Origin of the sequence: Pelomonas sp. Root1217 (assembly GCF_001425705.1) — a bacterium.
Classification (GTDB): domain Bacteria; phylum Pseudomonadota; class Gammaproteobacteria; order Burkholderiales; family Burkholderiaceae_C; genus Pelomonas.
Genome location: NZ_LMDC01000030.1, coordinates 215,064 through 233,941, shown reverse-complemented (window position 1 = coordinate 233,941; position 18,878 = coordinate 215,064). Strand labels below are relative to the sequence as shown.

The window sequence follows — 18,878 nt, the reverse complement described above, 5'->3', positions numbered from 1 at the left end:
CCGGCTCAGCTGACGATGTAGGCCGCCATGGCACCCGCACCACCGACCAGCGTGCCACCGACCAACACGTTGGCCACGTCTGTCAGGCGCGCGCCCTGGAAGATCATCTTGAATCCGGCCCAGAGGATCGCGATGCTCACCACGGAGACGGAGATGGTCACCAGGATGGTGTTGACGTTGACGACGGTGTCGTTGATCTTGTCGAAGCCGGCGGCGACGGCGGGAGACCGGGCGACCAGGGCGAGTTGGACGGCGAGCACTGTGAGGGCGTGCTTGACCTGAATGAAGCGGCTCATGGGTTCTCCTTTGAAAGGGTGGTGGGGAAGTCGAGAGGCCAGGGAACAGGTGGCTGGGCCGCCGCCGCCGCCACGACCCGGGCGACGTAGCCGTGCTTGAAGCCCGTCATGAAGTTGCCGCTGTAGTAGCAGGACAGGGCAGAGCGAAGCGCCTGCTGTTTCGATCGGGCGACGGTGGTGTCGGCACGGGTGAAGCACTCGCAAAGGACCACTTGCATCGCGCGCAGGTTGGTGCACGGCTCGAACGCGGTTTCGAGGGTCAGGCCCAGGCGCTCGAGGTTGCGGACACTGATCTGGCCCAGTCCGATGCTGAAGTTCCAACCTGCTGCCTGCAACGCGCGCGCCGTGGCGAGCGCCTCGCCACGGCTGCGGGGCTGGCGTTGCAACGATCCACCGACCACCCCGATCGCCCACGGATTGAATGCGCTCTCCACGTGAACGAGGGCGGTGGCCGTCTGCACATGGATGGCTGGGGCGCACGTCGCCGCCAGAGAAGCAAAGTGAGTGGCGTCCATGGCGTGCGCTCAGTACTGCAGCCCGATCGAGGAGCGTCTGGCCAACCAGGTCGCGTAGTCGTCATCGAAGCGGGTGTCCCAAATCCCGAGCTGGGCCTTGGCGCCGGGACTGAACTCAGTCACCGCGTCGCCACCTGTTGACCACCACGTGCGGGAGAACGGCATGCCCTGCACCGTGACAGAGATGGCGCCGCTGAAGTCGCAGGTGTAAACCGGCCCATTGGGGCCCTCATGCACTTGCGTGTACTGCGGCGGGCAAAGCCCGGGCGCCGTGGCCCAGTCGTGGCTGGCCGAATTGCCCGCACCTGCCATCGCGCAGGTCGGGAACGGTTTGCCACGCGCCAGGTCGCGCAGCACTTCCCGAACCGGCGGCACGCACTGCGCAATCGCGCGCCAGCTCGGCGCGGCCAGGCACAGCAGCACGGTGCATCCATCCGCCGCTTCTGCCGGGCCGGCGGCGCCGAATGACAGGCTCAGGACGAGCGCACCGACCAGTGACCGCGTGCCGCACGGCATTTGCGCGCATGGCGACTCGCCGGCCACTTGTGAAGGGTGAAGGGTGTTCATGCCTGGTGTTCTCGTTGCAGCTCTTTCGAGCGTTGAGATCAATCTAGGCGCCGAACCCTCATGTGCTTGTGCCAGATTCGGGGGGCGGATCTTTCACTGGCGATCAAGGCTCACAGCAGGCCGTAGAGCCGGGCAACCCTTGCAGCACTGCGACGGTCGGGCACGTCCAGCCGCGTACAAAGACGATGGAAGCGGGTGTCCACCGTTTGAGGTGCAACGTTCAGGTCTTGTGCGATGACCTTGCTGGTGTGCCCGGCCTGCTCATGCCTGAGCAGCTGGATGTCGTCAGGCCTGATGCGCGCCTTTGCCTGCAGCTCCTTGGCGGCGGCGCGACGCATCCATCGGTGCAACTCCATCGCGAGCATCGTCGCGACGATGCGGAGCTGCGGATAGGCGTCGCCGTCAAAGAAGCCAGGGCGGCTGGAACCCAGGCACAGGACGCCGACCCGTGACGTTCCTGCGCTGCTGGGCGCCGGAACCACCAGCGCGGTCGCGAATCCGTACTTCGCTGCGGTTTGCACGAACTCCTGCTCGCGAGGCATCAGCTTCAGCTCGGTGTCTCGTACGGGATCTTCGTTGTCAAGGGCGTGCCGTAGCCACGGGTCATGTTCATGCCATCCAAGCCTGGCGTACTCGATGGCCCAGACTGGATCGCAGGCAAGAAGCGACCGGTACGAGGTGCGAGCGGCGTCGTCACGGATCGCACTGAGGAAGACGCCGGCATCGGCACCGATCAGTTCGAGTGCGTCGTGGAACCGCTCCACGGCCAGCTCGGCGTTGTCGGCGCTGTTGAAGCCAGCCAGGAGGTTGAGCATCTTGGCGCCAGATCCCCGCGCGTCCACCAGCGTCGCGCAGCCAGGCAGCTCAGCGTCTGCCCAGGACTTCATGGCCTTGCCTGCACAGTTTGCCGTGCAGCAACGGGTCCTCGAACCGGACGGGTTCCAGCTCGCACCAACGATCGAACCCGGCCGCATCGCGAAAGAACAGCGTCTGTGCAGTTCGCGGACCAGATGGACTGCAGAGCCGCTTCTCGATCATCAGGCCGGCGGACACGCGATGGATCGCGAACTGGAGGGCGCCGTCAGAGGACACGAGCAATTGCGCGCCGGCCCAGCTGGCGCAGCCGGTAACTCCCCCGTGCCATGTCGGCAGGGCCTGCCGATGCCGTCGTTGTTGCAGCGCTGAACGCTTGGCGCCCAACTTTCTCGCCGGCCCGTCGATCGGGTCCTGTTGGCGGGCAGCGCCCTGCGCCTTGACTTGAAGCGTCGGCTCCTCGCCAGCGCCGACTTGAATTGACGATTCCATCTTGGCTCCCGGTGACATCTCAAACCCGCTGTCGCTCGATGGGACGACTTGCGAAGGCGAGTGGGTTGCAGCCCCGGGGCGCATTGCAGACCGTCGCGCAATGCTTGTCCAGACCGTGTATTTGGCGAGTTAGATGTCGACCGAGTTTCGTTCGGCTTTCAAGTGCCTTCGAAGACGATCGAAGTGGACCTGACTACCGAACGGTTTGGCCGTTATGTTCCGCGGCTCCGGAGGGCGCAGGGTTTCCCCCGGTATTGAGATGCGAAAAAATCCGTCCTTCAAACGTCCACGTCGTCGCGCCCAACTTCACGGTTACGGCTGGTTTCAAAATTCGAGTCATTTGCGCACGCTCACGGGCGTCGTCCGCCACCTGCGCATTGGATCGGAATGGACGAAACCCCCACGGCCAACTGCGTCATGCGGTGGACCGCCGCGCAGTGGCCGTTTTCAACCTGAACGCCGGCGCTCAGCTCTTTCGCCGCACCTTTGCGCCGACGATCGCGATGCCCGCGAGCAGCAATGCGTAGCTGCCAGGCTCTGGCACCGGGCTCAAGAAATATGCCTGGCCGTCCGAGCCAGTTGCAATGATCTGTCCTGCATCGTTGATGCCATAGGCATCTCTCAAATAGACCCCCGGACTGAGAGACACGAGCGAATTGATATCCGTCATGCCCAGGCCATTGGTACCGGTGACGAAGGCATGCTGCTCCAGGTTTCCAGCGGTATAGGCGTGACCCACCACGTTTCCGCTGTTGTTGATGTCCCTGGCAGCACTGAATGAACCACCGAGCGCGCCAAGGTCGAGCATGGCTGCACCATTTGCACCGCTGATGAAGGCGCGAACCGCCTGATTTCCCTGCGTATATGCCTCACCGACTACCCAGCCGCTGTCGTTGATGCCATAGGCATAGCTGTAGCTCCCGCCTAGCGTGCCGAGATCCGTCATTCCGGAGCCGTTCGCGCCCGTGACGAAGGCATGCCGCCTCGCGTCTGCATTTTCGGAGTAACCGGCCACCTGACCGCTTTCGTTGACGGCCATCGCGATCGAATAGCTACCCGAACCGCCGAGCGTACCGAGGTCTGTCAAGGTCACGCCGTTCGGGCCTGTGATGAATGCATGGACGGCGGTGACAGTGTCTGCCCAACCCACCACCTGGCCACTTCCATTGATTGCATAGGCATGGCTGCTGGTCCCTCCGAAGGTCCCCAGATCTGTCATGCCCGCCCCGTTCGGGCCGGTCACGAAGGCGTGACCGTTCGAGGACCTGAGCTGTGTCGAATAGCCCACCACCTGCCCAACGTCGTTGATGCCGACGCCTACGCTCGATACACCACCGAGGGTTCCGAGGTCCGTCACCGACGCGCCATCGGCGCTAGTGATGTAAGCGCGGTCGGCCCAGTTGCCTGTCGTGGCCGAGTAGCCGGTAATCTGGCCTGCGCTGTTGATACCCGTGCCGTAGGTATATATCCCGCCGAGCGTTGCCAGCTTCACGACCGTGTAGGCCTCTGCAAAGACCGGACTTGAAAACAATCCCGCAATGGCTGCAGCCAGCCCGAGTGTTTGGACCCTCATGGGGTTCTCCCTGAATAACGATTGAAGGCGAAGGATCGGCGATGACAGAGCACGATCCAACGAGTTGGCAGTATCCCCGAAGCTGCGTGGGCACGAGCACCTGAGCAAGAAGAGCGCCTAGCGCCAAGAGCCGAACGCCGCCTGCCGCCGCGGCCAACTCGAGCAGTCCTCTTGTGAGGCGTGCAGTTCGGTAGCAACCGGGTCGCCATGCGTCAGCGTTCCGCGTAACCGGTGGCGGTCTGCTTCACCTTCTGGAAGTCGCCATCCACCAAAGCTTGGAGGGGCGTGCGAGCGCGGCCCGAGTCGGGCTTGGCCAACGAGCCCTTTGCCGTCGTGAAGAACAGCCACTTGCTGCCGCCCGAGAGGTCGCCCAGCAGCTTCGTTACGGCCTCGACCTGTGAGCGCTCCAGCGAATCGTCCAGATAGAAGGCCGGGTAGGCGCGAATGCCACCTACCTCGAGATAGAACATGCGCCGGCTTGCAACGGCCTTGCTCAAGGCCTGTCGGGTGATGCCAGCACGCTCCTGGAACTTGGCGCTGTCAAGCAATTGCCCGGCACTCAGCAGCTTGTCGAAGGTGGCGCGAACGTCATCGCGCGCCGGCGCAGCGGGGGGCTTGTTTGCGGCGCCGACCTTTGCGGCGGGCTTGGGCGCTGGCGACTGGGGCTCCACCACGCCACGGAAGGCTTGCACCTTGGCGTTGATGCTGTCGACCAATCGGAGCATCACCTGATTGTCGCGTCGGCGCGCGGCCCCATGCGCTTGGCATCGAAGGCTCGCTTGCAGACCGCCGACCGTCGAGACTCGTCCGCCAGCTCGCTGGCGCTGGACACCGGCAACGTCCCGCCATGTGTCCGTGCAATGTTCGAAGGCCGGACGATGCCCGGCAGAGCGCCTGCCAGGCCGGCAATCGCGCGATATCGCCTGCGACTGACCGGGATCATGCAATCGGGCCATCCATACGGCCGCTTCTGCCAGGACTTTCCTGACTCACGAGCGGCGACTTGTCGCACGCCTTCGGCGTTCCGGTGCCGTCTCGCGTTTGCACGACTACCAACCTTCCATCCAGCTGGTCAGTCGCAGCGTCGCCTTGGCAATGTGCTGGTGCACGGTCGCGATGCTGATGCCGTGGATCTTGGCGATCTCGCTGTAGGCAAGCCCGTCGATTCGATACGCCAGGAAGACGTCACGGGTTCTTTCGCTCAAACGACTCAGCCCGGCGGCCAAACGAGCCATGCGTTCTCGGGCCAGCAACACGGCCTCGGCGGACGGGGCGGTGTCGATCAGCACGACGTTCTCGATCAATACATGCTCGCCGCGACTCGAGGTCATGCGGTGGGCGTCGATCGACAGATTCAGCGCCGTTCGCATCAGAAAGGCTTCGGGTTGCTCGACAGGCTGCCTTTCGTCTTCATAGCAAGCCAGGCGTAACCACGCTTCCTGAACCAGGTCCTCTGCCTCGTTCTCGGTACGCCCGCGACGGCGCAATGCACTGCGCACCGTTGCCAGGACCTCCTGACAGTTCTTCAGGAGCCGGACCGACATGGCGATCCGGCGGCGCCTGCCAAAGAAGCAACAAAAGCGTCTTGACCGAATGGCGCCAGACGCTTGCGATTCCAACGGTCATGCAACAGGTCGCGATCGGCTCTCTGGAATGCCTGGGCGATGAAGTCAGCAGCTGTGACTTGATCAGCAAAAGGGGCTTGGCACTTGGCCACGCGCCCCACGCGATCCTGAAGGTGCCGTCCCGCGGCGTCGGTCCATCGGATCGCACGTTGCATGCGGGGGCCGAAGGCGCCGGACTCAACGAGCGCAGTCGCGCTGCTTCTGCCGGCCTTAGGCCGCAAGCTCGCCATAGCATCGACAACGGGGTCGTCAGCCAAGACGGCCCGGATGCGCTCGATGCCTCTCTCGTGCAGATCCATGGCGATCCTCCCGGGCGTCTCAGCGCAGTCGTCCTGCCACGCCCCGATCACCTTGGACCGGCCGTCCGCAAAGAACCCGAGCGCCCAGTGCCATTCGGACGCCTTGGCGGTACCGTTTTCCAGCATGGGGATCCGCAGCTTCCCGAACCGGACAACGAGGTACCGGCAGCAGAGCGCGCCGCCAAACCATCGATTGGATTCCCAGAAGAAGTTAGACATGGATGGCTCCTTAGTTCATCAACTCGAACTGACTTGCCGCGGACCGCATACGCGGTGCTGACGCAATATGTGAAGCAAACTCCGTAGATGCAAATCTAGCACATCGGCACGCTGGCGGCATGTCAGCGAAGCCCAAGCCGCCAGATGAACTGCCCTCTCCCGACGACGTCCGAGGGGTGCTGGCCTACAACGTTCGGCTCTTACGCGTTCAGAGGGATTGGTCGCAGGAAGATCTGGCGATCGAAAGCGAGCTTGATCGCACCTACGTGTCTGCCGTGGAACGTTCACGCTGGAACGTATCGCTAGCCAATATTGAGCGATTGGCTTTAGCACTTGGTACCGCACCTTGGTGTCTCCTCAAGCCCCCGGATGGCACACGCGGCGGCAAGCGCTGACCGCATCTCTGAATCAGCTGCTGCGGCTCGCTCAGCTAGCCGAGCCTGACTCGTCGCCACGGGAAGCATGTGGTCCTGCAGATGCCGTCCCGCGGCGCCGGACTCATTGAGCGCAGTCGCGCTGCTTCTGCCGGCCTTGGACCGCAAGCTTGCCAGCACATCGCCAACGGGGTCGTCACCCAAGACGGTCCGGATGAGCTCGACGCCTTCCTCGTGAAGATCTGTGGCCATCCGCTTGGCCGCCCAAGCGTGGACGTCTTGCCACGCCCCGACTACCTTAGACCGGCCGTCCGCAAAGAACCCGGGTGCCCAGCGCCATACGGAAGCCCTGGCAGAACCGTTTTCAATCATCGGAACGTGAAGCTTGCCGAACCGGACAACCAGGTACCGGCAGCGGAGCGCGCTGCTAAACCATTGGTTGGATTCCAAGAAGAAGTAGGACATAGGCCTCCAAGCTTGCCGACTCAGATCCAAACCGCCGCCCCCGGTGTGGGAGCAGCGCGCTACAGAGGGTAGCTACGAAAGTCGTAGTAGTCGCATTCTACAAAAGCTACGACTCTCGTAGCAAGATGGCGACTACAAATGAGGGCACATCGGATGTTTGGAGCAAGCGCCTGAAGGAGGCGAGGCTCGCCCTTGGTCTGAGCCAGAAGCAGTTGGGAATAAAGGCCGGGTTGGATGAGTTCGTGGCGTCGACCAGGATCAACCGCTACGAGCAAGGCGTGCACGCGCCCGACTTTCAAATTGCTATGCGCTTGGCAGAAGTGCTGCAGGTTCCGGTCGCGTTCCTCTACTGCGATACGGACGAGATGGCGCAGATGATCCTGGAGTTCCATCGAGCGCCTAAGTCCATGAGACGGCAGGCCCTCGCCGCTTTGCAAAAGCCGGACTAGCTCGACGTTTTCACCAGGTCCGTTTGCTCGCCGTTGGCGACTCTTCGCGCTTTAAGCACAGCCGCCGACATGTAAGGCCCGTCCTCGCTTCCACCTCTCCAGCCTTGGTAGAAATGCCCATCGGTCGTACAGTTATGGGCCGAGGCGCTGTCGCGCTGCCAGCCGCTTTATGCGCTGCACCCCGAACTGCGTGAACTGGTCCGAGCGGCAGACTGCAAAGCCGCTGAAGTGCGTGGGCAACTGACGTGAGCAATCCTTCGACATGGTCCCTTCATTTCCCAGGCTGCTTGGTACGAATTCGTCGTGGCAGCGCTCGAGCGCGCTGACCGCCGGCTCGGCCGCGATCACGCGGCGGCGCAGGCTTTGCGGGATGCCGATCCAACGGCCACCAGGCACGCCCCGCCCCAGGGCGGCGGGGCGCGCATGACGGCATGGGCGTGAGGGGATTGCCATGAGCATCGACTGGCAAAGGGTATTCTCGAAGGTCAAATCTGCGCTGATGCGGCGGGGCCGGTCGGAGCATGATGCGGACGACCTCGTGCAGGAGGCCTGGATACGATTGGCCTGCTATGAGCGCGACAACACCGTAGAGCAACCCGAGGCCTTCTTGATGAGAGCCGCCATCAACCTGTCAATCGATGCCCACCGCCTGAGCGCAACGCGCGGCGAGCAGGTGACGCTGGAGGATCTGGTGCTGATCGACGGCCGGCCCGGCGTCGAGGACGAGCTGCTCGGGCGGGAACGACTGGCGCGGCTGAGCGAGTGCATCTCGCTGTTGAGCGGCCAGACCCGACAGATCCTGCTGGCCCATCGCATCGATGGGCTGAGCTATCAGGAGATCGCGCGCCGGCATGGCATCAGCATCACCACCGTGCACAAGCACATTGCCAAGGCGGTGCTGCTGATCGCGGGAAGGATGGAAGGCTGGTACCCGTGAACGGTGTCCCTTCGGGCAAACCGGACCGCGGCGGCCCTACCGCGCCGCCGGTGACGCGCGAGATCGCCGCCGAGGCGGCGCTTTGGGTCGCCCGCCTGCACGGGCCAGACCGAGACCCGGCCATGGAACGTGAGTTCCAGGCTTGGCAGGCGCGCTCGTCTGCCCATCGCGAGGCCTTTGGCCGCTGCACGGATGTCTGGATGGAGATACCACGCGTGAAGGTGGCGGACGCGTATGCCGCCGTGGCGGCAGAGCGTCAAAACAAAGAGCGCCACGTCTCGCGCGGCTCGACGTGGCGCTGGGCGAGCGCGGGAGTTCTGGCGGTGGTGTTGGCCGCCGGCGTTTTGCAGCTTCAGGACTGGAACCGGCAAGGCAGCTACACCACCGCGATTGGCGAGCAGCGGTCGGTCGTGCTGGAAGACGGCACGCGCATGCTGCTCAATACCGACACGCATGTGCAAGTGCGCATGCACCCGGACCGGCGCACCGTCGATGTCGATGGCGGCGAGGCGCTGTTCGAAGTGGCGAAGGATGCGTCCCGGCCCTTCGTCGTCCGTGTGGCCGGCAGCGAGGTCGTCGCAGTCGGCACGGCTTTCGCGGTCAAGTTCGTCGATTTGCGCAAGAAGGCGAAGGCGCTGGCCGTGACGCTCATCGAGGGCCAGGTGACCGTGCAGCCCGCCAAGGAACTGAATGCAGAAGGACTAGCGCCCGCAAAGCTCGTGACCCTGCAACCCGGGGACCGGCTGCGGATCGACAACGGCGCCAACGGCGGCCGAGGTTCCGTGATCGCCAGCGTCGACCGGCCGAACGTTGAACAGGCGATGGCCTGGAAGCGCAGCGAGGCCGTGTTCCAGGACGCACCGCTCGACGAGGCCGTGAACGAAATGAACCGATATAACCGAACGCCGGTGGTGCTATTGGGTAGCCTCCCAGCAGCCGGCCTGCGCGTCAGCGGGGTATTCCGAACGGGCGACAGCGCCAAGTTCGCGCGCGCTGTCGCGGCTTTGCACGGCCTTGCCGTGCATGAAACGGGCGGACGTTTGGAACTCGAAAACGTTCGCTAGAGAAAGCACTGCCTAAAAGACTCTCGACAACCCCGTCATCTCGTTGTCACTCCTTCGACAACAAAACAAGGGACCGAGATGTTTGGAAACTTCGACACGATGGGCACCATCGGCTTTCGCGCGCGCTGGCTACCTTTTCCTTTGGCGATCTCGCTGCTGCTGGATTGCGGACTGGCGAGTGCGGCCGAGCCGAGTCCGGCTGCGCGCTACGTGATCGAGCAGCCGTCGCAGGACCTGGGCGACGCGCTGCGCGCGATCGGTCGACAGACGAGCACGTCCGTGCTCTTCGATCCGCGCATCGTCGCGGGGCGGTTGGCCAAGCCTGTTTCCGGTCGCCTGTCCGGCGTCGAGGCCATCACCGCAGCGGTGGCCGGCGCCGATCTGGAGGTGCACGTCACGCCGGATGGCGCCGTGGTCGTGCGGTCGTTGGCGGCACAGAAGGCGGTCCCTGCGGGTCCTTCAGCCACGACGGTTCCCGCGATCCCCGCATCGCCCGGGTCCGCCAGCGCGCCGGCGTCGGTCCGCGCGGGCGCTGCCGATGGCGGCGCCGGGCCGGGCGACACCGACGTCGGCGCACAACCGCCCAACAGCGAATCGGTTTACCAGATCACGCGGGTGGAAGTCACCGGATCGCGACTGCGGCGCGTCGACGCCGAAGGTCCTGCCCCGGTGAATGTCTACACGGCCCGAGACATCGAACGCAGCGGCCAGCCCAACCTGCAACGCTTCCTGGCCGGGCTCAACGAGGTCTCTGCTTCCGCGGGCGAAGGCGGGTTCAGCCGCACCCTCGGGCAGGGCACGGTGCAGTTGCGCGGCATGCCGCTGGGGTCCACCTTGGTCTTGGTCAACGGGCGCAAGCTGGAGGCCGTGGGTTCATCGACCGGCAGCGTCTTCAACCTGAACCTGATCCCATTGGCTGCGATTGAGCGGGTCGAAGTGGTGCCGTCAGGATCGTCCGCCGTGTATGGCGGCGATGCACTGGCCGGTGTGGTCAATATCGTGCTGAAGAAGTCCATCGACGGGTCTTCCCTGGCCGCACGGCTGGGCACAGGCCGGGGCTTTCGTGATGGCAGCGTCTCGATCGCCACAGGAGGACGCGACGCCGATGGCAGCTATCTGCTGCTCGGGTCGTTCAGCCGCTCGACGCCGCTGACCATGGTGGAGCGCTCGCGGTTCGCGAACGTGGACTTCAGGGCCATCGGCGGCGCAGATGAGCGCCAGCCTTACTGCGCGCCGGGCAACGTGAGCAGCATCAGCGGCAACCTGCCGGGCCTGGGCGCCAGCGTCGCGGGGATTCCCCGGCTGGCATCGGGTCAGACACCGACGCTCGCTGACTACCAGGCCACCGCGGGCATGCGCAACCTCTGCAACCGCTACGCAACGGGTGGAGGCGCTGCGCTGATCCACGGTACGCAGACGTTCGCCCTGCATTCGCTCGCGGAGCATCGCCTGTCGGGCAGCTGGTCCGCGTTTGGCGAAGCCATGTTCGTCAAGGACCGCACGGAAGCACCAAGCTACGGCGTGACGCTGGCCAGCGTCAAGGTGCCGGCGGCCAACCTCTTCAATCCGTTCGGCGTCGACGTCCGCGTTTCGTCGGTGTTGGGCAACGACAGTGGCATTCAGGGGCTCCTGCGACAGGGCAGATTCACGCGAGCGCTGGCGGGCCTCAAGGGCCAGCTCGGCGAGGACTGGGACGCTGAGCTGGCGGTTTCGACGAGCAGCGACCATGGCAGCTCGTTGTCGCGCAACGACTCGGTGAACGCGACCGCCCTGGCCGCTGCGCTGGCCTCCCAGAACCCGGCGACCGCCTTCAACCCTTTCACGGCAGGCAAGGCGGCGACCGATGAGGTGCTGCGCGGCATCTTGGCAGACACGATCCGCCGCGACCGGGGGCGCAAGGATCAGGCCAGTGCCATCGTGCGCGGCAGCGTGGGCCAGTTGTGGGCGGGCCCGGTGGACGTCGTCGTCGGCGCGGAGGCCGCACGCGACTGGTACGACATGTCCGTTCCCGGCCAGTCCGAAATCCATGGCAACCGCCGCAGTTCCGCCGCATACGGCGAAGCCCGCGTGCCGCTGCTGGCCGGTCGCGAGGAAGGGCGCGTCACCTGGAACCTGGCCGCCCTGACGCTGGCGGCGCGCCGCGACACCTACAGCGATTTCGGCTCGGCGAACACCTTTCAAGGCGGACTCGAGGTGCGCCCCACACGCAACCTACTGATCCGAGGCTCGGCGGCGGGCTCGTTCAAGCCGCCGACGCTCTTGCAGACCAACGTCAGCGACCTTGTCGACGACGCCTCGTTCTATGGCCTCGTCGATCCGGCACGCGGTGGTGAGGCCATCACCTCGGGCTCGCTGGTGCGCACGACGAACAAGGAATTGAAGCCCGAGCGCGGCCAGGCCCGCGGCATCGGCGCCGTGTGGGAGCCGGAAGGGGGTCTTGGCACGCGACTGAGCGCGAGCCACTGGCAACTGAGGGTCCGCTCGATGATCGCGCTTCTGGCGCCCCAGTCGGCGCTGAACTACGAGAGTGCGTTTCCGACCTTCGTGACGCGTGGGCCCGCCGCCAACGGTCTGCCTGGCGTGGTCACGAGCATCAAGGCCGCCGAGGTGAATTACGGCCGCCTCGATACGGCCGGAACCGACGTCGACGCAGCTTACGCCTGGACGACGTCCGCCGGCCGTGCGACGGTTGCGGCCGGGGCGACCCGGGTGAACGAGTACCGGGTTCAACTGACGCCTGGCGCGCCGGTCGTGGATCGCCTCGGACGTCGATTCATCGACTTCTGGGCGCCACGCTGGAAAGGGCGCCTGTCCGTGGGACTGGACGCCGCCACCTGGAATCTCGGGCTGACGAGCCGCTATCTCGGCAACTACAAGGACGCGGGCACCAGCGAGCGGCGACTGGGCAACTACTGGATCCACGACCTGGCTGGCAGCCTGAACCTGAAGAAACTCTGGCCGGAGCTGCTGCCCGGCTTTCGGGCGGCGACGTTCGGGGTCAGCGTCACGAACCTCGCGGATCGTGAACCGCAGTTCGTGCCGGGTGCCCCGAATTTCGACGTCACGCAGGCGGACTGGCGCGGCCGCTACGTCTCTGCGCGTCTGACGCTCGACTGGTAGAGCGCTGCCAGCGCTTACCAGCGCTGCCGACAGGCCTGCGGCCGCAGGCGTCCCATTGACCTGCGCTCCCCGCCCAGCTTGGGCGGTAGGCAGCGCGCTTGCTGAAACTTAATCATGCGTCTTCCCTGGCTCACAGCGGTGTGCGCGTTCCTTGGGCCGCTGCCGCCTGCATGCGCGGCAGCCGCCGCAGGCCCATCGGTGCGCGACATCGTCGCGTTCACGCGGATCGTCCAGCCCGAAGGCAAGGAGCCTGCCGAGATCCGCCGGCAGATCTCGCCGTACGGCACCCGCGCGTTCATCGTCGTGCGCCGGGCCAACATGGCGACCGACTCGAACCGCTACGAGATCCTGCTGTTGTCCCTGCAGCCTGATGCGCTCAGCGGCGATGACCCGCCCGCACCGCAAGCTGTGTTCTCCTTCGATGCGGCCGAGGATCCCTATGACGGCGACCAGGCCGTCCAGCGTGTCCGCTGGCTCGATGCAAACACGCTGGTGTTCACGGGCCGGATCGGCGCCGCCGTCAACCAGGCATATCGGTTCGACCTGCGGACCCGAACCTTGACACCGTTGACGCACGAGGCCGCGCCCGTCGTTTCCTTCGATGTATCGAAGGATGGGCGCCGCATGGTCTACGCCGTGCAGGTGCCCAATCCGCCCATGACGACGGGCGCGCGCAGCATCGTCATCGGCAACCAGTCGTTCTGGACGGTCAAGTGGGGCCAGCAGCGCTTGCAGTCGCAGCTGCGCAAGTACCGCTTCTATGTTGCCGACCTCGGGACGACGGCAAAGCCCCGGCCGCTCGGAGAGCCGTTCTTCGAAGCGAACTTCGCAAAGCCGCAGGTCAGCATCGCCCCGGACGGTCGCTGGGCGCTGCTGCCCCGCTTCGAACCCGAACGCACGCTCGCCTGGAGCCGGGACTACCCCTTGCTGGCCGAGGTCGTCGACCGGTATGCCCCGGCACTGCTGGCCGACCCCTTGCGGTACTACTCCGGGGCACTCGTCAAGACAGCCCGCCGAATGACGGCCTGGCGGCTGGAGGACGGCCGTGAGCAGACCGTCGTGGACGCGCCGGACGATGCGCTGCCAGGGTGGTTCCAGGGCCGCACGGACAGGCTGTGGCAGGGCGGCGGCGCATCCGTGATCCTCGCGGGGACCCATCTGCCCAAGACGAGCGGCAATGACTCGGCAGCGTCCCATGTGATCGAGTACTGGCCGGACAGCGGACGCTGGCAGGTGGTTGCGCGCATGGACGGCCGGGTCAAGGCGGCCGAGCCCACGGCCGACGGTTTTGTCGTCGTCGACGGTGAACGGCGTCGGAGGTTCCAGCGGCGCGATGCGAGCGGCTGGCGCGAAGTGGCCGACGCCGGGAAAGTGGAGGGCGCCGCCGCGGCCTGGTCATTGCGGTTGCAGCAATCCTTGAACGAGCCCCCAGATGTCGTCGCGAACGGGCCGGCCGGACAGGCGGTGCGCCTGACCCGATTGAACCCCCAGTTCAGCACGACAACCTGGGGCGTCATGAAGCCCTACGCTTGGCGCGATGCCAGGGGGCGGGACTGGGCCGGCGGGTTGTTGGCGCCGAAAGACGCGACCCCGCAGGGCAGGCGACCACTGGTGATCCAGACCTATTTCTTCGATCCCGAGGCTTTCTACCTGGACGGACCGAACTTCAACTTCGGCTTCACGAGCGCCTACCCGGGCCGCGCCTTCGTTCGCGAGGGCATCCTGGTCCTGGCCATGGGGCTGCAGCCCGGCAAGGGCAGGGACCCCGGTAGCGATAACCAGGCGAAGCTGACCCAGTTTTACGAAGGCGTGCGTGGCGCCGTCGACGCGCTGGTCCGTGACGGGCTGGTCGACCCTGACCGGGTCGGCATCATCGGATTCAGCACCACGGGCGAGACCACCCTCAACCTCGTCACCTTCTCCGATCTGGCCATCCGTGCCGCGACGCTGGCGGATGGCGACACCAACACGCTGTTTCAGTTCTCGGTGGCGTACGGCGTTGAAGCGTGGCGGCAGATGGAGGACATGAACCGCGGCCTGCCGTTCGGGCCGACCCGGGACGAATGGGTGCGCAACGACCCCTCGCTGAACACCGACTGCGTGCGCGCCGCCCTGCGCATCGAGTCCTATGGCGTGCCTGTCTATGGCAACTACGACATCTACGCGCTGCTGCGCCGCCAGTACAAGCCGGTGGAAATGGTGCTGATCCCGGGCGGTGCCCATTCGCTGGCTCTGCCCAGCGAAAGGATGCTCTCCCTGCAGGGCAACGTCGACTGGTACCGCTTCTGGCTCAAGGGGGAGGAGCGGACCGTCCCGATCCTGGCGGCCGAGACGCCGGCATCGCTGAAGGCGCAGTACGACGGCTGGCACCAGATGGAGAAGATGAAGGCGCAGGTCGACGCCACGCCCCGGTGCGCTCGCGAACCCAGCCGGGGATAGCTCAGACCTGGCTGCCAGTCTGCTGGCGCCACAGCTGCGCATAGAGCCCTTGCTTGGCGAGCAGCTCCGCGTGCCGTCCCTGCTCGTGCACCTGCCCGCCCTCGAGGACGACGATGTGGTCGGCGTGCATGATGGTCGAGAGGCGATGGGCGATGACGAGGGTCGTGCAGCCGAAGGTCAGCTCTTGCAGGGCAGGCAGGATGGCCGCCTCCGTCTTGCCGTCGAGCATGGAGGTGGGTTCGTCCAGCAGGTAGATCATGGGCTTGCGCAGCATCGCCCGCGCGATTGCCAGGCGCTGGCGTTCACCGCCGGACAAGGTCTGGCCGCGCTCGCCGAGCAGCGTGTCGTAGCCGTGGAGCATTTCGCCGACCAGTTGATGGAGCTGCGCGCGCGTGGCTGCGTGCTCGATGCTCTGCTGTGTCGCCCCTGGCAGGCCGAGCGCGATATTGCTTCTGACGCTCGCCTGCAGCAGTCCCGCGTCCTGAGGCACCAGCCCGATCATGGCGCGCAGATCTGCGGTCGGTATCGACTCGATGGGATGGCCATCCACCAGGATGCGCCCCGCCTGGGGTTCGTGCAGCCGCAGCAGCAGCCGCACCAGCGAGGACTTGCCGGAGCCACTGCGTCCCACGATGGCGGTGGTGCGACCGGCGGCGATCTGCAGATCCAGACCGCGAATGACCGGCCTTTGGGTGTCGTATCCGAAGTAGAGGTCCTCGAAGTGCAGCGATGGCGAACTTGCCGGCGGCGTCCACCTGCTGGCGGCGCGGGCGTCCGGTTCGGTCCAGGCTTCGGACGGCTCGGCGAGGATGTCCAGCAAAGGCCGCATGAATCCAATGGCCCGAGCCAGGTCGCGGGCCGCCATGCCGAGCGTTTCGAGCGGCCGCACCAACTGCAGCATGTAGACGCTGGCCAGCACGAACCCACCCACGCTCAGCTGGCCCCGTGCGACGGCTTCAGCGGCAAGCACGAGGCAGGCCGCCAGCGTCACCGCAAACACTGCCGACGCAGCCAGCGCGCCTTGCACGGTCAGTCGATGGAATCGGAGCCATCGTGACGCCAGCAAGGAAGAAGCCCGGCCCAACGACTGCTCGGCTTCGTTCACGGCGCCAAAGCAGCGCAGGGTCTCGACGTGCGCGATGCCGTCGCTGAGTTGGCCGTGCACTTCCAGGCTCCCTGACGACACTTCGCGGATCGCCGGCTGCTGGCGGAGCAGCCCGACCGCGAAGACCGCCAGGTACAGCAGGGACGTCGTGACGAACAAGACCACGAGCCCGGGCTGCTGGAGCTGGCCCAGGACGACGGACATCAGGACCAGCTCGATCAGCGCTGGAGCGATGCCGTTCGCGACGTGAGACATGATGGCCTGCGCGCCAGCGGCCGCGAGATCGGCGCTGTGAAGCAGTTCGCCGCCACGACGGTTGACGAGGTAGGCCGTTGGCAGGCGCAGCACGTGGGCAAAGAAGCGTTGACGGATGTGGGCCAACACGCGTTGCTCCATCGTGCCGGCCAGGAGCGGCCGAACGTCCGCCATGAGCCGGCCTCCGGCCAACGCCATCAAGTAGATCGCACCGGCCAGCAGCATGGCGTTGCCCGCCGGCTGGTCCGCCGGATCCGTGCTTGCGACCGCGTCGACCAAGTGCTTGAGCGCCAGCGGCGAGCCTGCCGCAAGCGCGCCGCTGAGCGTGACCAGCACCAGCATGCCAAAGGCGGCCAGAAGCAGACGGCGGTCCACGGCCTCACGAATCAGGCCCTGCGCGGCTGCGAGCGTCCCCGGCCGTAGCATCAGCGCACGGCTCAAGGTTCACGGCGACGTGCCGCCGTCGTGGCAACCTGCAGCCAGGCTTCCGTGGCGATGCACGAGTGAATCTCGGTGACATGGCCAGTCTGCGAACCCGGCCTGATGGCAAGCGCCGCCTCGACGCGCTGCCTGTCCAGAAGACCCCGCTGAGCGAGCAGCCCGTCTAGCAGCATCTCCCGCGCGAACGGCAGATTGCGCTGCAGCACCGTTGCGATGTAGTTCGCGGTGCCGCCCTTCGACCGGCGAGTGGCGATTTCCGGCGGGATCTCAGATGCGAAGGCTTTGCGGGCCAACGCACGACCGCGGCCGCCGTGGGTCAGCACATACGTCGGCATTGCCAGGCACAGCTCCAGGAGCGGCTGTGACATGAGTGGCTGGACCCGCTCGGGCGATGCCTCGGCCAGGTAGTGGTTGTAGTACTCGAAAGGACAGATGACCATGCCGAGCTGATTGAACTTGCCGATCGGCAGGTCCTGCGCCGCGAGCCAGCACGGGTGAATGAACCGCGGGGCGGTCTTCAATGCGGCGTCCATGACTGCCGTATCCATCAACGTCAGGTGGCGTCCGACGCCACCCATGGGGTCCCCACGCAAGGACCTGTTCACCACGGCCTGTCGCAGCGCCTGCCATACGGAGACCTCGCCGAGGCGGGCCGCGTCAAGGGCGGCTGAAAGAAATCCCCGGTCGAAGCCGCGCAACTTCAAGTAGTCGGCCGCGGGCCAGGTGCAGCGAACCTCGAAGAAGAGTTGGTCGCCACCAGCGCCGTTGAAGACCGCACCGGCACAGCGGGAGGCGGCAACCTCGGCATCGTTGCGACTGGTCCCCATGAAGCCGAGGTAATTGGCCGGAGTCGCAGTCCGCGCGACGTGCAGCACGTCTTCGAGGCGATAGTCATCGTCGATGTTCCCCTCGATAAGTTCAACGTCGTGGCGCTTGGCAGCAAGGCGTGCATAGGAGCGTTCGTCGCTGTCCGTGCCGGGCGAGTGGTAGTTCAGGCAGACGACGTCGCTGGCGATGCGACCAGCTGCAATGGTGCCAAGCAGGATGGCCGAGTCCACGCCGCCGGATAGCCTGAGCACGATGGCGTCGTAGCAAGAAGCCCAGCTCCGTACGCAAGTGGCGACGGTGTCACGCAGCTGCGCGGACGCCTCAGGCGTGGCGAGAGATGAATTGCGCCGGGCGCAATCGACCGCGTTCCAAAGCTGTTTAGGCCGGCCGCTGCCAGCGGCCATGGGCAGCAGTTCGCCGGCAAGGACCTGGGTGACGCCGGTCAGGAGCGTCTGATGGCCGCTCACCTGACCGAGCACCATGTGGGCTGCAACGCCATCCCAATCCACCGGCGGCGCAGGCATGTCCAGCAGTGAAAACAGGTCCTCGAGCCACGACAGGGCGACGGTGAGGCCCTGGAGCTCGATGCGGTAGCAGGGCAAGGTTCCCGTGGGATCGCGCAGCACGCGCGGCACGCCCGTCCATGAGGGCAGAAAGGCGACGTACCTGCCCCAGAAGTGATCGACGAGGCTGCGCCCATCCGTGTGCACGATGCGCTGTGCCTCGACGTCCGTGAGCTCGATGTCACCTTGCCCGCGCGCCGGCGGCTCGCTGCGCCGGAAGAGCCGTCCAAGGACGACGCCCTGGTTGGCGGTCAACAGGTAGGCGTCGTTGACGCCGCGCGCGTTGCCGGTCATGAAGACGCGATGCCCCGACGTGCGAAACGCTGATTGCCAGCCGTGATCGACCAGGGCCTGCTCCAGTCGGTGAGCAAGATCCGCCTGGTCCGGACTGGCGACCTCCCAGCAAAAGGCGATGTAGCGGAACATGATCTGTTGCTCG

Annotated in this window: 17 protein-coding genes; 6 read left to right on the top strand and 11 right to left on the bottom strand. The window is 65.6% G+C overall.

Going from position 1 to position 18,878, the window contains the following annotated elements:
* Positions 1-5: 5 nt before the first annotated feature.
* The 9 genes from ASC95_RS27930 to ASC95_RS27890 all read right to left on the bottom strand — a co-directional run bounded on the left by ASC95_RS27930 (position 6) and on the right by ASC95_RS27890 (position 6,399).
* A complete protein-coding gene (locus tag ASC95_RS27930) occupies positions 6-296 on the bottom strand; it encodes a TrbC/VirB2 family protein (protein WP_057300971.1) in 291 nt (96 codons plus the stop codon).
* Entirely contained in the window at positions 293-811 is a 519-nt protein-coding gene (locus tag ASC95_RS27925; protein WP_057300970.1) for a lytic transglycosylase domain-containing protein, read from the bottom strand. Before ASC95_RS27925 ends, ASC95_RS27930 begins: the two co-directional genes overlap by 4 nt.
* 9 nt (positions 812-820) lie before the next feature.
* Complete coding sequence (locus tag ASC95_RS27920) at positions 821-1,378, bottom strand: hypothetical protein (protein WP_057300969.1); 558 nt, start codon at positions 1,376-1,378, stop codon at positions 821-823.
* A 110-nt stretch (positions 1,379-1,488) separates the two neighbouring features.
* Positions 1,489-2,193: an autoinducer binding domain-containing protein gene (locus tag ASC95_RS27915; protein WP_162250866.1), complete on the bottom strand. Its 705-nt coding sequence runs from the start codon at positions 2,191-2,193 to the stop codon at positions 1,489-1,491.
* A 49-nt stretch (positions 2,194-2,242) separates the two neighbouring features.
* On the bottom strand, positions 2,243-2,683 hold the full coding sequence (locus ASC95_RS30995) for a hypothetical protein (protein WP_157256544.1): 441 nt from the start codon (positions 2,681-2,683) through the stop codon (positions 2,243-2,245).
* Positions 2,684-3,149: 466 nt separating this feature from the next.
* On the bottom strand, positions 3,150-4,256 hold the full coding sequence (locus ASC95_RS27905) for a PEP-CTERM sorting domain-containing protein (protein ID WP_057300966.1): 1,107 nt from the start codon (positions 4,254-4,256) through the stop codon (positions 3,150-3,152).
* A 212-nt stretch (positions 4,257-4,468) separates the two neighbouring features.
* The gene (locus tag ASC95_RS27900) at positions 4,469-4,981 is read right to left on the bottom strand and encodes a hypothetical protein (RefSeq protein WP_057300965.1); all 513 of its coding nucleotides are present in this window, start codon (positions 4,979-4,981) and stop codon (positions 4,469-4,471) included.
* Between the two features lie 324 nt (positions 4,982-5,305).
* Complete coding sequence (locus ASC95_RS27895) at positions 5,306-5,800, bottom strand: RNA polymerase sigma factor (RefSeq protein ID WP_057300964.1); 495 nt, start codon at positions 5,798-5,800, stop codon at positions 5,306-5,308.
* On the bottom strand, positions 5,782-6,399 hold the full coding sequence (locus ASC95_RS27890; protein ID WP_057300963.1) for a hypothetical protein: 618 nt from the start codon (positions 6,397-6,399) through the stop codon (positions 5,782-5,784). The genes ASC95_RS27895 and ASC95_RS27890 overlap by 19 nt, the downstream gene beginning before the upstream one ends.
* A 119-nt stretch (positions 6,400-6,518) precedes the next feature.
* On the opposite strand from ASC95_RS27890, the gene ASC95_RS30245 reads away from it, so the two are divergent.
* From ASC95_RS30245 to ASC95_RS27855, 6 genes are all read left to right on the top strand, one after another.
* Entirely contained in the window at positions 6,519-6,794 is a 276-nt protein-coding gene (locus ASC95_RS30245) for a helix-turn-helix domain-containing protein (protein WP_157256543.1), read from the top strand.
* 569 nt (positions 6,795-7,363) lie between these two features.
* Complete coding sequence (locus ASC95_RS27880) at positions 7,364-7,687, top strand: helix-turn-helix domain-containing protein (protein ID WP_057300961.1); 324 nt, start codon at positions 7,364-7,366, stop codon at positions 7,685-7,687.
* Positions 7,688-8,138: 451 nt separating this feature from the next.
* Complete coding sequence (locus ASC95_RS27870) at positions 8,139-8,624, top strand: RNA polymerase sigma factor (RefSeq protein WP_057300959.1); 486 nt, start codon at positions 8,139-8,141, stop codon at positions 8,622-8,624.
* Positions 8,621-9,688 (top strand): FecR domain-containing protein, encoded by a 1,068-nt coding sequence (locus tag ASC95_RS27865; RefSeq protein ID WP_235538076.1) that lies wholly within the window; start codon positions 8,621-8,623, stop codon positions 9,686-9,688. Before ASC95_RS27870 ends, ASC95_RS27865 begins: the two co-directional genes overlap by 4 nt.
* A 99-nt stretch (positions 9,689-9,787) precedes the next feature.
* Positions 9,788-12,808, top strand: a complete 3,021-nt coding sequence (locus tag ASC95_RS27860; RefSeq protein WP_082568206.1) for a TonB-dependent receptor plug domain-containing protein — start codon at positions 9,788-9,790, stop codon at positions 12,806-12,808.
* A 114-nt stretch (positions 12,809-12,922) separates the two neighbouring features.
* Positions 12,923-15,247, top strand: a complete 2,325-nt coding sequence (locus ASC95_RS27855) for a S9 family peptidase (protein WP_162250865.1) — start codon at positions 12,923-12,925, stop codon at positions 15,245-15,247.
* 1 nt (position 15,248) lies between these two features.
* Here the strand turns inward: ASC95_RS27855 and ASC95_RS27850 are convergent, their stop codons facing one another.
* Entirely contained in the window at positions 15,249-17,048 is a 1,800-nt protein-coding gene (locus ASC95_RS27850) for an ABC transporter ATP-binding protein (RefSeq protein ID WP_057300957.1), read from the bottom strand.
* Entirely contained in the window at positions 17,045-18,865 is a 1,821-nt protein-coding gene (locus ASC95_RS27845) for an asparagine synthase C-terminal domain-containing protein (RefSeq protein ID WP_057300956.1), read from the bottom strand. The genes ASC95_RS27850 and ASC95_RS27845 overlap by 4 nt, the downstream gene beginning before the upstream one ends.
* Between the last annotated feature and the right edge of the window lie 13 nt (positions 18,866-18,878).

Excerpts from the sequence above, each read along its gene's own strand:
- ASC95_RS27855 (WP_162250865.1), top strand. The coding sequence starts at position 12,923 with ATGCGTCTTCCCTGGCTCACAGCGGTGTGCGCGTTCCTTGGGCCGCTG.
- ASC95_RS27890 (WP_057300963.1), bottom strand. The coding sequence starts at position 6,399 with ATGTCTAACTTCTTCTGGGAATCCAATCGATGGTTTGGCGGCGCGCTC.
- ASC95_RS27880 (WP_057300961.1), top strand. The coding sequence starts at position 7,364 with ATGGCGACTACAAATGAGGGCACATCGGATGTTTGGAGCAAGCGCCTG.
- ASC95_RS27870 (WP_057300959.1), top strand. The coding sequence starts at position 8,139 with ATGAGCATCGACTGGCAAAGGGTATTCTCGAAGGTCAAATCTGCGCTG.
- ASC95_RS27920 (WP_057300969.1), bottom strand. The coding sequence starts at position 1,378 with ATGAACACCCTTCACCCTTCACAAGTGGCCGGCGAGTCGCCATGCGCG.
- ASC95_RS27845 (WP_057300956.1), bottom strand. The coding sequence starts at position 18,865 with ATGTTCCGCTACATCGCCTTTTGCTGGGAGGTCGCCAGTCCGGACCAG.
- ASC95_RS30245 (WP_157256543.1), top strand. The coding sequence starts at position 6,519 with ATGTCAGCGAAGCCCAAGCCGCCAGATGAACTGCCCTCTCCCGACGAC.
- ASC95_RS27915 (WP_162250866.1), bottom strand. The coding sequence starts at position 2,193 with ATGCTCAACCTCCTGGCTGGCTTCAACAGCGCCGACAACGCCGAGCTG.
- ASC95_RS30995 (WP_157256544.1), bottom strand. The coding sequence starts at position 2,683 with ATGGAATCGTCAATTCAAGTCGGCGCTGGCGAGGAGCCGACGCTTCAA.
- ASC95_RS27895 (WP_057300964.1), bottom strand. The coding sequence starts at position 5,800 with ATGTCGGTCCGGCTCCTGAAGAACTGTCAGGAGGTCCTGGCAACGGTG.
- ASC95_RS27930 (WP_057300971.1), bottom strand. The coding sequence starts at position 296 with ATGAGCCGCTTCATTCAGGTCAAGCACGCCCTCACAGTGCTCGCCGTC.
- ASC95_RS27925 (WP_057300970.1), bottom strand. The coding sequence starts at position 811 with ATGGACGCCACTCACTTTGCTTCTCTGGCGGCGACGTGCGCCCCAGCC.
- ASC95_RS27900 (WP_057300965.1), bottom strand. The coding sequence starts at position 4,981 with ATGCTCCGATTGGTCGACAGCATCAACGCCAAGGTGCAAGCCTTCCGT.
- ASC95_RS27905 (WP_057300966.1), bottom strand. The coding sequence starts at position 4,256 with ATGAGGGTCCAAACACTCGGGCTGGCTGCAGCCATTGCGGGATTGTTT.
- ASC95_RS27860 (WP_082568206.1), top strand. The coding sequence starts at position 9,788 with ATGGGCACCATCGGCTTTCGCGCGCGCTGGCTACCTTTTCCTTTGGCG.